Genomic DNA, 14,424 nt, shown 5'->3' on the forward strand with positions numbered 1-14,424 from the left:
AAGAACCGCGCTTCCCGAGATCTCGGCGGGTGCGTCGGTCCGCGCGTCGACAGGTGCGGCCAGGTCGGTATGTCCCGCGCGCCGCATCGAGATCGGCGGCTCCGAGTTGCGACCGTGTGACTCGGCACCGTGAGCGTCGGCGGGTGCGTCGGTCCGCGCATCGGCAGGTGCGGCCACGTCGGTATGTCCCGCGCGCCGCATCGAGATCGGCGGCTCCGAGTTGAGACCGTGTGACTCGGCACCGTGAGCCTCGTCCCCTGCGCGAGGCGGGCGAGCCGGCGAGCCCTTACGGGCGTCGGCGGTCATGCGGCTGTTCCGAGCATGAGGTGGGCGATCTTCTCTCGGGCGGCGGGATCGGTGGGGGCCACCGGGCCGAGGAGGCGGCCGCGGTAGGCGACCAGGATCCGGTCGCAGAGGGTCAGGAGTTCGGGGAGTTCGTGGGATACGAGCAGGACCGCGGTGCCCGCCGCCGCGGCTTCGCGCAGAAGGGTGAGGACGGCGTCCACCGCGCCGAGGTCCAGGCCGCGGGTGGGTTGGGCTGCGATGAGACAGCGGAGGCCGGGGAGAGCCAATTCCCTTGCGACCACAACTTTTTGCTGGTTGCCGCCGGACAAGGTGCGCATGGGCGCGCGCGGGCCGGAGGCTTTGATGCGGTGGTGGGCAATCGCACGGGTCGCGTTGGCGTCCATGGCTTTGCGGTCGAGCAGACCGTAGCGGCGGAATTCGGTGAGGCGGCCGAGGGTGAGGTTCTCGGCGACGGTCATCGCGGGGACACAGCCCTCGTGGTGGCGGTCCTCGGGGATCACGCCCAGGCCCTGCGCGGTCCGGGCGGCGGGGGTGGCGTGCGTGAGATCGGTTGCACCCAGCAGGAATTGCCCCGCGTCGGGGCGGCGGGCACCGCTCAGGACCGCGACCAGTTCGCTCTGACCGTTGCCCTCCACGCCCGCGATGCCGGTGATCTCGCCCGGCCGCAACTCCAACTCGATGCCGTCCAGGGCGGCGGCGCCGTCGGGGCGTGTCAGGCGCAGGCCGATGGTGCGAAGCACCGGCGGCGTGGCGGCGGAATCGGCTGTGCGCCGATCAGTCTCAGGTGCCGGCGCAGCGGGGCGGAGCTCGGTAGCCGCCCCGCCGGACACCGGGGCGACATCGGCCGCGGGCCCAGCCACACCGGGCTCTCCACCGGGCGGCGCCGAACTCGGACGGAAGTGCCCGGGCACATCGCGCCCGGTGGCCCGGTCCGGATCGCCGCTGTTCGCCCCGGCGTAGGTAACCATCCCGGCCCGCGCGGCGGGGTCGGCTTCCCCGAGTTCGGCCGCAGCATCGACGGTCGCCGTGACGGACGCCCCCGCGCCGTCGTCGCCCCGATCCGGGATCGCGTCCGCTACCACCACGCCCGTGAGCAGAGTCTGATCCAGGTCGGCGAGCGAGCGGCCGACCATGAGCTCGACCAACTCACCGCGGCTGAAGGAGTTCAGCGGCCCGGATCCCGCTACGCGCCCGCCGCGCAGGACGGTGGCCGAGTCACCGGCCTGCTCGATCTCGCCGAGTTTGTGGGTGACCAGGACGACCGCGCGGCCGGAGTCGGCGATACGGCGGCAGGTGGCCAGGAGGGACTCGACCTCGGTGGGGCCCAGTACGGCGGTGGGTTCGTCGAGCAGAACCAGGCGGGGTTCGCGCAGCAGGCATTTCACGATCTCGACCTGCTGGCGCTCGCCGACCGAGAGTTCCTCCGCGCGGGCGGAGAGGGCCACTCGCAGACCGAATTCGGCTTCGATACGGGCGAGGCGGTCGGCGAGTTCGCGGCGGGCCAACCGTAGGCGCGAGCCCCCGCCCAGCAGGAGGTTCTCGCCGACGGTGAGGGTGGGTATCAGGCTGAAATGCTGGTGCACCATGGCGATTCCGTGCCGCAGCGCGTCGGCGGGGCGGCGCGGGCGGTAGGGCTCGCCGAACAGCAGCAGCTCGCCGGTGTCCGGGGCCGCGCCGCCGTAGACGAGATTGCAGAGCGTCGATTTCCCGGCGCCGTTCTCCCCGAGCACGCAGTGCACCTCGCCGAGCGCGACCGTGAGATCGATGTCCGAGAGCGCGCGCACCGCACCGAAACTCTTGCTGACGCCGGTCAGCCGCAGGGCCGTGTCCACGATCGAACCTCCAGTTAGTGGTATACCGTTAACTGTCGGTCCCAGGTGTGGCATGAACGTTCCGCGCATGTTTCGGTCCGGAAAACCCGCCCCGCGCCCCGATACTGTGGAGAGTTGTGACGGAACCAGGTTCTCTACGCCACCGCGCCTACGAGTCGATCAAGGCGCGCATCGTCGGCGTCGAACTGCGCCCGGGCCAGCGCCTGGTGGAGCGCGATCTCGCCACCGAGCTCGAGGTGTCGCGCATTCCGCTGCGCGAGGCGCTGCGCATGCTGGCCGCGGAGGGCCTGGTCCTGCTCGTGCCCGGAAAGGGCGCGCTGGTAGCGCCTTTCACCCCCGCCGACGTGAATCACCTCTTCGATGTCCGCGAGGTCCTGGAGTCCCTGGCCGCCCGCCTGGCCGCCGAGAACGCCACCCCCGCCACGATCGGCCCCCTGGAAGCCAGTCTCGCCGAGGCGGTTTCGGCCACCCACGCCCGCGATCCGCAACGCATAGCCCCCGCCAACGCCGCCTTCCACGCCGAAATCATCGAGTTGGCGGGCAATCCCCTGCTCAGTTCCCAGATGCGCCCCCTGGCCGCCCGCACCGAGTGGCTCTTCCGCCTGACCGCCGATCGCGATGCCGCCGAACAATGCTCCGAACACCGAGCCCTCTACGACCGCATAGCCGCCGGCGACGGCCCGGGCGCCGCCGCCAGCGCCTTCGCCCACATAGCCGCCGGCCGCGCCCCGAGCCTGGCGTACGCCGCGGCCTGGTCCCAGTCGGAGATGGATCCCGAACAGATAGCCCGCGCCCGCCGCCGACGCCGCCCGGAACCGACGTCGACGGCGACCTGACCGATCGCGAAAACACCCCCGGCCCCGTCGATTTCGACGGGGCCGGAGGTCGATTCAGAGTCGCTACGCGACTACTTCTTCGGGAAATTCAGCTTCGAGAGATCCAGGCCCTCCAGGCCCGGGGGCAGCTCGTTCAGCCCGGCGGGCAGGTTGCCCAGATCCGGCATCCCGGCGGGCATGCCGCCCGGCAGGCCGGGCATCCCCGGGAAGCCGCCGCGCATCTTCGGCGGGGTCGGGCCGCGGCCGCCCTTCTTGCCCTTCTTGCCCTTGCCCTTCTTGTTGTTGCCGCCGCGCGAGCCGGGCAGGCCGAACTGGCGGCTCATCATCCCCATCATCTTCTTCGCCTCGAAGAAGCGGTCCACCAGCTGGTTGACCTCGGAGACCGTGACGCCCGAGCCGTTGGCGATGCGCAGGCGGCGGGAGGCGTTGATGATCTTCGGGTTGTCGCGCTCGGCGGGGGTCATGCCGCGGATGATGGCCTGCACGCGGTCGAGCTGCTTGTCATCGACCTGCGCGAGAACGTCTTTCATCTGGCCCGCGCCCGGGAGCATGCCGAGCAGGTTCCCGATCGGGCCCATCTTGCGGATGGCCAGCATCTGCTCGAGGAAGTCCTCGAGGGTCAGCTCGCCGGAGCCGATCTTGCGGGCGGCCTCCTCGGCCTGCTTGGCGTCGTAGACCTGCTCGGCCTGCTCGATCAGCGAGAGCAGGTCGCCCATGCCTAGGATGCGGCTGGCCATGCGGTCGGGGTGGAAGACGTCGAAGTCCTCGAGCTTCTCACCGGTGGAGGCGAAAAGGATGGGCTTGCCGGTGATCTCGCGCACCGACAGCGCCGCGCCACCGCGGGCGTCGCCGTCGAGCTTGGTGAGCACGACGCCGGTGAAGCCGACGCCGTCCTGGAACGCCTGGGCGGTGGTGACCGCGTCCTGGCCGATCATGGAGTCGAGCACGAACAGGATCTCGTCCGGGTTCACCGCGTCGCGGATGCCGGCGGCCTGGGACATGAGCTCGGCGTCGATGCCGAGGCGGCCCGCGGTATCGACGATCACGATGTCGTACTGCTTGTTCCGGGCCTCTTCGATGCCCTGGCGCGCGACCAGCACCGGATCCGCGGCCGAGACGCCCAGCGGGTTCTCGCCGCCGCCGATGGAGGTGCCCGGGTTCGGCGCGAACACCGGCACGCCGGCCCGCTCGCCGACGACCTGGAGCTGGGTGACCGCGCCGGGGCGCTGCAGGTCGCAGGCCACCAGCAGCGGCTGATGTCCCTGTCCCTTGAGCCATTTGGCGAGCTTGCCCGCCAGGGTGGTCTTACCCGCGCCCTGCAGACCGGCCAGCATGATGACCGTGGGCGGGTTCTTCGCGTACTGCAGCCGCCGGGTCTCGCCGCCCAGGATGCCGACGAGTTCCTCGTTGACGATCTTGACGACCTGCTGCGCCGGGTTCAGCGCGGCCGAGACCTCCGCGCCCTTGGCCCGCTCCTTGATCTTGGCGATGAAGGCGCGGACCACGGGCAGCGCGACGTCGGCCTCGAGCAGCGCGAGCCGGATCTCCCGCGCGGTCGCATCGATATCGGCCGGAGACAGGCGCCCCTTTCCGCGAAGGTCCTTGAGGGCACCGGCCAACCGGTCGGAAAGGGATTCGAACACCGATGCTCCTGATCTCGAGGGACGTCACTCGAGATACCAGGGTAGTGGGGAACGCGGCGGGCCGTTATTCCAGGGAGCGAGGTCGCGGCGAAGCGACCGGGCGACGGAGGTCGTGGCGCTCGCCGGCGACCATCCCGACGGCTTCGCGGGCGGTCAGGCCGAGTTGGAGGGCGAGGCCGTCCAGGACGGCCCATTGGGCCCGGGATGGTTCGCGCGGATCGGTGACGGTGGCCGCGATGGTCATGGCTGTCACCGCCTGCGGACCGGTCAGTGTTCGCCCGGGCAGCCACGAGACGACCCAGCGGTCGCCACCGACACAGCGGGCAATGTGCGTGGTCATATCACTCGTCATAGTCGACGCGGAAACAACTTCGATTGCCACCAACTGCTCCCCTCAAAGGCTGTAACAGCTCGGGATGAGGCGATATTAGGGTGTGCCGGGGATCACGCTATCCGCACTTCAGCTAATTGCGTGCAACAATCGGATTAACTGGCAAACAGTTGGTTTGCCAGCTAATCCAACTTCCTAGCAATCGTTCAGAAAATCGAGGTTGAATCGTTTTCCGTGTCCGATTCGGGCGATTTCTTCGGTTGTTGCGGAGGCACCACCCCCAGCACCGCCGCCTCGATCTCGGCTCGGCGTTCCGGTGTGTCGGCCGCGCCGAGGTCCAGGCAGAACGAGTCGACGACCGCCGCGCCCATGGTCCCGACCTTGGCCCAGCACACGTTGGCGCCCGATTCCGCGAGCGCGGCAGCCAAACGACTCAGCAAACCGATACGGTCCTCGGCGCGCAATTCCAGCAGCACCCGTCCGGGTTCGGCGGTCTCGAACCAGATCACGCGCGGTTTCGCCTGCGCGTACGGACTGGGCTGGGTTCCACCGGCCTCGCGTTCCTTTCGCGCGAGCACCGAAACCAGATCCAAATCCCCGTTGATGGCCCTGATCAATTCCTGGCGCAGCAGACCCGGATCCGGCGGATCACCGAATCGCGGTGCGACGACGAAGGTATCGATGGCCGATTCGCCGATACCGTCGAGACTCGCCGAGAGCACCCGCAGCGAATGCAGCGCGAGCACCCCGGCGGCATCGGAGAGCAGCCCCGGGGTGTCCGGGGCCACCACGGTGACGACATGGGTGTAGCGACCCTGCCCCGGCTTCAATTCCACGTGGACGCCGCCCTTTTCGGCCCGCACGCGCAACTCCTCCGGAATCGGCTCGGGCTTGGGCAGCTCCTCCCCCGCCATCGCGAGCCGGCAGCGGCGCACCAGATCGCCGATGAGCGAGGCCTTCCAGTCGTTCCAGACCCCCGGGCCGGTGGCGAGCGAATCGGCTTCGGCCAGCGCGTGCAGCAGTTCGAGCAGTTGCGAATCACCCTCGAGCGCCTCGACCACCATGTTCACGGTGTCCGGATCGGCCAGATCGCGGCGAGTCGCGGTGTCCGGCAACAGCAGATGGTGCCGGACCATGGCCGAGAGCGTACGCACGTCCGAGGGCCACAGCCCCAGCCGTCGGCCGATGGAGGTCGCCAGTTCCGCGCCGACGACGCTGTGATCCTCGGTGCGCCCCTTGCCGATATCGTGCAGCAGCGCCCCGATGAGCAGCAGGTCCGGGCGCGCGACCCGGGTGGCGAGCGCGCCCGCCTGCGACACCGCCTCCATGAGATGGCGATCGACGGTCCAGGTGTGCATGGCATCGCGCGGCGGCAGATCGCGCACCACGCCCCATTCCGGAAAGAGCCTGCCCCACAGGCCCGTTCGATCCAGGGCCTCGATGGACTCGATCGCGCCGCGACCCGAGCCGAGCAGCACCAGCAGATCGTTGAGCGCTTCCTTCGGCCACGGTTCGCGCAGTTCGGGCGCGTCCTCGGACAGCCGGTTGAGCGTGGTCGCGGACATCGGCAGCCCGGTCTGCGCCGAGGCCGCCGCCACCCGCAGGATCAGCCCGGGATCGCGCTGCGGTCGCGCGTCGCGCGCGAGCACCACCTCACCGGCGTGCTCGACCACGCCCTCGTCGAGCGGGCGCCGCACCGGCATGCGCCGCAGCCGGGCGAGCCCGCGCCGGGGCAGGGCGTTGGCGGCGGTGCGCAGCCCGACGTCGGCGGAATAGCTGACCGTGCGCGCCGCGTCGCTCAGGGTCCGGGCCAGATCGAAGCGGTCACCGACGCGCAGCGCGGCGCCGATCTCATCGGCGTCCTGGGCGCGCAGCTGGTCCCGTGCGCGACCGGCCACCCGGTGCAGCTCGGTGCGCACGTCCAGCAGGCGGCGATGCGCCTGCAGCAGTCCCCCGCCGGGCACGTCGGGGCCGAGCCCCGGCATGGCGTCGGTCAGCTGCGCGATGGCCAGCGCGTCCAGCAGCTGGATGTCGCGCAGGCCGCCGCGCCCGTTCTTGAGGTCGGGTTCGGCGCGGTGCGCGATCTCCCCGCTACGCCGCCAGCGGGTCTCGGCCTGGGCGATCAAAGCGTCGAAGCGCGAACGGATTCCGGTGCGCCAGTCCCGGCGCACACCGCTGATCAGCAGATTGCTCAGCCCCTCGTCGCCCACGATGTGGCGGGCCTCGAGCATGCCGAGGGCGGCGGTCAGATCATCGGCGGCCACCCGCAGCGCCTGCGGGACGGTGCGCACGCTGTGATCGAGTTTGATGTGGGCGTCCCACAGCGGATACCAGAGTTGATCGGCGACCTCGGCCACCCGTTTGGGATCGACGCCGTCGTAGAGCAGCACCAGATCCAGATCGGAGTAGGGCAGCATCTCGCGGCGGCCGAGTCCGCCCACCGCGACGATGGCCAGCCCGCTGTCGGCGGTGATGCCGACCTCGGAAGCCTTGGTGGTCAGCCACAATTCGAAGAGATCGACCAGGGCCTGGCGCAGGGCCTCGGGATCGAGCCGGGAGCTGCGCCCGTGGGCGGAATGCTCGGCGAGCAACTGGGTGCGCGCCCGGACCAGATCCGACGCCCCATTGGACTTGGCGCCCGAACCCTGCTCGTCGCGTGCCTGCTCGAATCCCACAACTACCCACCTCGTTCAGTTCGGCGTCCCGGGCGCGTCGTGCGCCGTCCGGAACCTCTCGCCCGGGGAAAGCACGGAGGCGGCCCCGTCCCGGCCGGGGTGAGCCGGGCGGGAGCGGGGCCGCCGCTCATCGATCTTCAGTGCTCAGCGAGCTCGGATCCGTGTTCGCTCAGAGAGCGTCGGATCCACGCTCGCCGGTGCGGACCCGGATGACACCCTCGACGGGGGTGACCCAGACCTTGCCGTCACCGATCTTGCCGGTGCGGGCGGCCTCGACGATGACCTCGACGACCTTCTCGACCGACGCGTCGTCCACGACGACCTCGACCCGGACCTTCGGGACGAAATCCACCGAGTACTCCGCACCGCGGTACACCTCGGTGTGGCCCTTCTGGCGGCCGTAGCCCTGGACCTCGCTGACGGTCATGCCGAGCACGCCCGCCTGCTCCAGACCGGACTTCACGTCCTCGAGCGTGAACGGTTTGACGATTGCGGTTACCAGTTTCATGCGTCATGCCTCCTTGACGGCGGTGGTACGTGCCGTGCCACCCACAGCAGCGAAATCGTATGCCGATTCCGCGTGCTCCGACTCGTCCATGCCGACGAACTCGGATTCTTCATCGGCCCGCAGCCCGATCGTGAACTTGATGGCGAGGGCGATGATCAGGGTGGCGATACCCGAGTAGGCGAGAACCACACCGGCGCCGACGGCCTGCTTGATCAGGACCTCGAAGCCGCCGCCGTAGAACAGACCGGCCACGGCCGCGGGGGCCTCGGGCGCGGCGAACAGGCCGACCAGCAGGGTGCCGACGATACCGCCGACGAGGTGGACGCCGACCACGTCGAGCGAGTCGTCGAAGCCGAACTTGAACTTCAGGCCGACGGCCAGGGCGCAGAGCGCACCGGCGATGACGCCGATGGCGAGGGCGCCGAGCACGTTCACCGAGGAGCAGGAGGGGGTGATGGCGACCAGACCGGCCACGATGCCCGAGGCCGCGCCGAGCGAGGTCGGCTTGCCGTCGCGCAGCTTCTCCACCAGGAGCCAGGCGAGCATGGCCGCGGCGGTGGCGACGGTGGTGGTGACGAAGGTGGCGCCGGCGATACCGTTGGCGCCCACCGCGGAACCGGCGTTGAAGCCGTACCAGCCGAACCACAGCAGACCCGCGCCGAGCATGACGAACGGCAGGTTGTGCGGGCGCATGGGGGTCTGCGGCCAGCCCTTGCGCTTGCCCAGCACCAGCACCAGGACCAGCGCGGCGATACCGGCGTTGATGTGGACCGCGGTGCCACCGGCGAAGTCGATCGCCTTGAGCTTGTTGGCGATCCAGCCACCGGTCTCGGAGGTGACGCCGTCGAAGGCGAAGACCCAGTGCGCGACCGGGAAGTAGACCACGGTGGCCCACACGCCGGCGAAGAGCAGCCAGGCGCCGAACTTCAGGCGATCGGCGACAGCACCCGAGATGAGGGCGACGGTGATGATCGCGAACATGGCCTGGAAGGCCACGAAGACCGTGAGCGGGATCGTACCGGCCAGCGGAATGCTCGCCGCCGTCGTCGCGCCGTCCTCGGCCGTGCTGGCGAGGTACGTGCCGCCGATCAGACCCTTCAGTCCGAAGTACTGGGTCGGATCGCCGATCAGATTGCCCTTGTCCTCACCGAAGGCAATCGAGAAGCCGTACAGCACCCATAGGACGGCTACCACGCCCATGGCACTGATGCTCATCATGATCATGTTCAGCACGTTCTTCGCACGGACCATGCCGCCGTAGAAGAATGCCAGACCCGGGGTCATCAGCAGCACGAGTGCGGCGCTGGCCAGCATCCATGCGGTGTCTCCGGCGTCAGGTGCACCGGTTAACGGAAACGCCACCTCTAGTTCCTCCTCATCATCTGGCTCTGCCGAATCCGGCAAATCGAGCCTGCAATGAGGTTCCTCAGTCGGTGTTTCCTCCGTGATCCTGCCGCGTTTCACCTAGGTGAACGGATGAGATTGCACTGTTGCGGTCAGGTTTCCAACGTCGCACCACTGTTACGCGGGTGCTGTGAGGATGTCGGTGTTTCCCCTGATGCGCGTGGTTCCGGGCCGTTCAGCCCAGCAGCGCGTCGACGAAAGCCCCGGGTTCGAAGGGTGCGAGATCGTCCGCGCCCTCACCCAAACCGACCAGTTTGACCGGAACGCCGAGTTCATGTTGCACCTGGAAGACGATGCCGCCCTTGGCCGTACCGTCCAGCTTCGTCAGGGCAACACCGGTGATGTCGACGACCTCGGCGAAGACCCGCGCCTGCGTGAGCCCGTTCTGGCCCACCGTAGCGTCCAGCACCAGCAGCACCTCGTCCACGGCGGCCTTCTTCTCCACCACGCGCTTGACCTTGCCCAGCTCGTCCATCAGACCGGTCTTGGTGTGCAGGCGGCCGGCGGTGTCGACGAGCACCACGTCCACGCCGCGATCGATGCCGGCGCTCACCGAATCGAACGCGACGGCGGCCGGATCGGCGCCTTCCTTACCGCGCACGGTCTCCGCGCCGACGCGCTCACCCCAGGTCTGCAGCTGATCGGCCGCCGCGGCCCGGAAGGTGTCGGCCGCGCCCAGCAGCACCCGGCGGCCGTCTGCCACCAGCACGCGCGCGAGTTTGCCGGTGGTGGTGGTCTTTCCGGTGCCGTTCACGCCGACCACCAGCAGCACGGACGGGTGGTCGTCGTGCGGTAGGGCGCGAATGGAACGGTCCAGCTCCGGGCGCAGGGCCTCGATCAGCACCCGGCGCAGGACGGCGCGGGCGTCGTCGGCGGTGCGAACGGTGCTGCGGGCCATCTCCTCGCGCAGGCGCGCCACGATGGTGGCGGTGACCGCGGTGCCCAGGTCGGCCATGACCAGGGTGTCCTCGACCTCTTCCCAGGAGTCCTCGTCCAGGTCACCGCCGCCGAGCAGGCCGAGCAGGGACTTGCCGACCGCGTTCTGCGAGCGGGACAACCGGCCGCGCAGGCGGGTCAGGCGGCCCGCGGTCGGCTCGATCTCGGGGATGAGGATTTCCGGCTCGGCCGGAGTGGATTCGGCGGGCGGCGCGGTCTTTTCGAGGGCTGCGGGCGTTTCGGGGGCCGCGGGAGCTTCGGGGGCGATCGGCTCGGCCGGAGCGGTGGCGGCCGCCTCCGCCGCGGGCGCGGCGGTCTCGGGGGCGGCCGGGGCTTCGGGAACCTCGGGCGTCGCGGGAGCCGGGGTCTCCGCCGGAGCGGTGGCGGCGTCGCTCGCCGGTTGCCCGGTCTCGACCGCGTCGGCGTCCTCGGGCGCGCGCTCGGGGCCCTGGACCGGATCGGGCAGGCGGACGTCGTGAATGCCGCGACGGCCGGAGTCGCGCGGCACCGCGGCGTCGTCGCCGACCGCGGGCTGTCCCTCGGTCTCGGTGCGCTCGGCGGGCGCGGGCGCGGTCCGGGGCAGCGGCTCGGGGGCCGGGGCCGGGAGCGTCGCCGTCCCGCCGCCTTGACTGAAACTGAATCCCGACGAGGCCGTATAGCCGCCCGACTTGTCGGTCAGCTCGGGCTTCGCCTCGGCGGGCGGGGTCAGCGAGATACGCCGCCGCTTGGCGAGGACGAATCCCGAGACGAACGCCACCAGCAGGACCGCGGCGATAACGGCGATGAGGATCCAGGCTTGTGCAGTCACGCGGCCATCCTCTCAGAGGGATGAGTGTTGCCCGATTCACGCACCTACCGACGAGTTCACGGGGTGTGTCATGTAGCACACATCGGTACGTGAACGCTATCGACACGCCGCCGGACACGCCTTATGGCAAACCTACGACCGACCGGTCTGCTTGACAACGCACCACACTTCGGAAGGAGCGGCGAATGCGACACCGAGACAATAGGATCGGCGGCGTGACCGATCGAAATGTGCTTGGGGGACCGCTGGAGGAGTGTGGCACCGATCCTCTCACCGGCTTTTACCGGGACGGCTGCTGCAGCACCGGGCCCGAAGATCTCGGCAGCCACACCGTCTGCACCGTTGTGACCGCGGAATTCCTGGATCACCAGAAATCGATCGGCAACGATCTCGTGACGCCGCGCCCGGAGAACAACTTCCCGGGCCTGCAGCCGGGTGATCGCTGGTGTGTGGTGGCGGTGCGCTGGCTACACGCGCACGAGGACGGTGTCGCGGCGCCGGTGGTGCTGGCCGCCACCCACGAGAACGCGCTCGAGGTGGTGCCCATGGAAACGCTGCGCAAGTACGCGGTGGACGTGCCCAACGACGTCAGCGACCTGCTCTGAGCCGCGGGCGTCCAGCGGAGCGAACACACCGGGTGCTGGCGGGGGCGACGCCGATCACCGCGGGTGCGGCATACGGAGCGCCCTGTCGCGCACCGTGATTCCCGGGCACGGCTCGGTCGTGGCTCGACCGCGATCCGGTCGCTTCCGCGAACATCCGACCGGCCTGCGCCGCCGGCGTTCGCCGAACGGCCCACGGCCACCGGATGTTCGGCACCGAACCCTGGCGCGCCCGGCCCTACTCGATCAGTGCACCGCGCAGGGCTCGGTGCCGGAGGCCTTGCGGGGCAGGGACTTCGCGGTGGTACGCAGTTCGGTGCGGATCGCGCGCAGGTGCGGCCTGGAGGAGAAGGCCAGGCGGTCGATGCCCGTGTGCAGCGGCGCCTCGAGCACCCGCATGAGGACGGACGCCGCGATCGTGCCGAAGAACAGGGCGACCAGCGCGGGCCGCTCCCCGACCAGGACGAGCACGACGGCGGCCTGACCGCCGAACACCGCGGCGGTGACGGCCGAGATCAGCAGGGAGTGCGCCATGTCCGGGTACAGCTCCTCGCCCTCGTCGAAGGCGTCGAGCACCGCCAGGCCCACCCCGAGCAGCACCAGATCCACCGCGAGCGCCGCGAGCATGCCGCTGTGCGGTAGCACATTGAAGCCGAGGAGGATCAGCGCCGCGGTGAGCCCGAACATGAGCGCGCCGGTGGTGAACAGGCTGGCGACCGGACGGCGGGAGTCCTCGGCCCAGTCGCATTGGCGGCCGAGCACCGCCAGCATGGTGCCGAGCAGGGCCATGATCGCCAGGGTGCCCAGCAGGTAGGCGGCGGGCATCAGGCCCGCCGCGCCCGGCATCGCCGCGAATCCGCAGATCGGCAGGAAGATCAGCCGCCACAACCGGTCCGCGCGCGCGTTCCAGCGGTCGGGCAGCAGGGCGACGAAGACGCCGCTCCAGGCCACCGCGGGCAAACTGACGAGCACCACGTGCAATCCGTCGAACCAGGGTTCTCCGCCGACGAGGCGATCGGCGACCACCGCCGCCGCGTACGCGAGCAATCCGATTCCGGCCCGGCGTAAGGCCGGCTTCCGCGAATCGCGAGCCAGGAGATACCAACCGAGCCACCACGCGACGCCGAAAGCGATCGCAGACACCCAAACCACGCAGCGAAGCCTACTGCCGGACCGGGGCATTTCGGTCGCCTCCGCTGGTCACGAATTGGTATGCACATCAGTCACTTTCACGTGACGGGAAAGCGGATGTCCGGTGCGTCAGCAGTTTTCGAGCGAACGCCGGCGGCGGTGCGCCTTCTGCCTGCAGGCGGGTGAGCAGTACCGCGCGGGGCGGCCCGAACGCCCGGCGGGCAGGGGCGCGACGCAGATGGGGCAGTGCCGCGTTTCGTTACGCGACGAGGTTTCGTTACGGAGCCGGGTGCGAGTTCCGGCTTTCGTGACAACGGTCCCGGCGGGCGGTCGCATGGTCTCCAGCACCAGACCCGCGCCCCGGGACAGCGCCCGCTGACCGGGTGAGAGGTGCTGGATGGCAACGCATCCGGTGAACAGCGCCAGCACGTCCTCGAGGGTGAGGTCCGCCCGCACCGCGCCGGCCGCGTGCGCGCTGTCCAGCAACTCGCCGAGGGCGAGGTGGAACCGCTCCCCCGCCTGGCGCAGCACCGGACTCGGCCACCCATCCTGCGCGGTGACCTCGCACAACTCCTGGTTGCCCGGGGTCGAGACCACCACCTCGGTACAGAAGGCGAAGAACGCGACCCCGGCATCCGCCGCGTCCCGGTACCCGACGGCGACCGCGGTGAGCCGGTCGATCCGCTGCTGCAGCACGGCTTCGAGCAGTTCGGCCTTGGCCGGAAAGTGCCGGTGCACGGTCCCCGCCCCCACCCCCGCCCGCCGCGCGATCTCGGCCAGCGAGACGTCGACCCCCTCGGTAGCGAACGCCCGCTGCGCCGCGGCCAGCACCAGCGCCCGGTTACGCCGCGCGTCGGCCCGGATGCTCGCGGCCGAACCCGCGGCACCGGAAGCCGCTGCCCTCGAACCGATCTCCGAAGGAACTCCGACCCGCACATCGAGCCCCGAACTCGCGCCGCCGCGCACGGGCCCGGCGCCCGAGCGACCAGGCGACGGCGCACCCGAGCCGCGATCCGTTCCGCGACCAGCAGCCCTGGGCCGCACGTCAGCCCTGGTGCTCCCGGCACTTGTACTCGAGTCCGGGTGGGTGGACGTCGGCACAGTGGGCCGGTGGCCAGGAACCTCGGTGCCGGAAGCCGGTGCCGCCGAACCGATGCCGGGGAGGGCCGGAATCCGGGCGGCCGGGCCACGATCGGCTCGCACACCGGACGCGAGGTGGGGGCTCAGGCCGTAGGGATCGTGGGCGGCGCCGGTCCCGGCAGCGGGCGGCTGGAGGACGCGCGAGGCGGCGGGGGGCGAGGGTGGCGGGGTGGAGGCGGGGCCGGAGCGGGAGGCGCGGGGGGTGGTCATTTCGTTACGGGCTCTCGTCGCGGGGGTGGGCGGGGCTGCGGGGCGGACGTAGCGTCCGGATA

The 14,424-nt window shown here is 70.2% G+C and carries 11 protein-coding genes; 2 read left to right on the top strand and 9 right to left on the bottom strand.

Translation table 11 applies throughout. The annotated features are described in order from the left end of the window. Window positions 1-302: 302 nt before the first annotated feature. On the bottom strand, window positions 303-2,138 hold the full coding sequence (locus ACWIGI_RS29935; protein WP_454205945.1) for an ATP-binding cassette domain-containing protein: 1,836 nt from the start codon (window positions 2,136-2,138) through the stop codon (window positions 303-305). A 116-nt stretch (window positions 2,139-2,254) separates the two neighbouring features. On the opposite strand from ACWIGI_RS29935, the gene ACWIGI_RS29940 reads away from it, so the two are divergent. Continuing rightward, a complete protein-coding gene (locus ACWIGI_RS29940; RefSeq protein WP_454205947.1) occupies window positions 2,255-2,974 on the top strand; it encodes a GntR family transcriptional regulator in 720 nt (239 codons plus the stop codon). Between the two features lie 71 nt (window positions 2,975-3,045). Here ACWIGI_RS29940 and ffh read toward each other — a convergent pair whose 3' ends face one another. The 6 genes from ffh to ftsY all read right to left on the bottom strand — a co-directional run bounded on the left by ffh (window position 3,046) and on the right by ftsY (window position 11,279). Then, window positions 3,046-4,617, bottom strand: a complete 1,572-nt coding sequence (gene ffh / locus ACWIGI_RS29945) for a signal recognition particle protein (RefSeq protein WP_454205949.1) — start codon at window positions 4,615-4,617, stop codon at window positions 3,046-3,048. Window positions 4,618-4,681: 64 nt separating this feature from the next. Further along, window positions 4,682-4,957: a hypothetical protein gene (locus ACWIGI_RS29950; RefSeq protein WP_454205951.1), complete on the bottom strand. Its 276-nt coding sequence runs from the start codon at window positions 4,955-4,957 to the stop codon at window positions 4,682-4,684. 197 nt (window positions 4,958-5,154) lie between these two features. Continuing rightward, entirely contained in the window at window positions 5,155-7,623 is a 2,469-nt protein-coding gene (locus ACWIGI_RS29955; RefSeq protein WP_454205953.1) for a [protein-PII] uridylyltransferase, read from the bottom strand. Between the two features lie 169 nt (window positions 7,624-7,792). Continuing rightward, on the bottom strand, window positions 7,793-8,131 hold the full coding sequence (locus ACWIGI_RS29960; protein ID WP_067827260.1) for a P-II family nitrogen regulator: 339 nt from the start codon (window positions 8,129-8,131) through the stop codon (window positions 7,793-7,795). A 3-nt stretch (window positions 8,132-8,134) separates the two neighbouring features. Beyond that, on the bottom strand, window positions 8,135-9,445 hold the full coding sequence (locus tag ACWIGI_RS29965) for an ammonium transporter (RefSeq protein WP_454206115.1): 1,311 nt from the start codon (window positions 9,443-9,445) through the stop codon (window positions 8,135-8,137). Window positions 9,446-9,710: 265 nt separating this feature from the next. Then, entirely contained in the window at window positions 9,711-11,279 is a 1,569-nt protein-coding gene (ftsY, locus tag ACWIGI_RS29970) for a signal recognition particle-docking protein FtsY (RefSeq protein WP_454205955.1), read from the bottom strand. A gap of 215 nt (window positions 11,280-11,494) precedes the next feature. On the opposite strand from ftsY, the gene ACWIGI_RS29975 reads away from it, so the two are divergent. Further along, window positions 11,495-11,884, top strand: coding sequence for a DUF2237 family protein (locus tag ACWIGI_RS29975; RefSeq protein ID WP_354987389.1), 390 nt, complete (start codon window positions 11,495-11,497; stop codon window positions 11,882-11,884). Window positions 11,885-12,127: 243 nt separating this feature from the next. Here the strand turns inward: ACWIGI_RS29975 and ACWIGI_RS29980 are convergent, their stop codons facing one another. Beyond that, window positions 12,128-13,033, bottom strand: a complete 906-nt coding sequence (locus ACWIGI_RS29980; RefSeq protein ID WP_454205957.1) for a hypothetical protein — start codon at window positions 13,031-13,033, stop codon at window positions 12,128-12,130. A 108-nt stretch (window positions 13,034-13,141) separates the two neighbouring features. After that, window positions 13,142-13,948, bottom strand: a complete 807-nt coding sequence (locus ACWIGI_RS29985; RefSeq protein ID WP_454205959.1) for a TetR/AcrR family transcriptional regulator — start codon at window positions 13,946-13,948, stop codon at window positions 13,142-13,144. Between the last annotated feature and the right edge of the window lie 476 nt (window positions 13,949-14,424).

The sequence above is a fragment of the Nocardia sp. NPDC055321 genome, assembly GCF_053645575.1.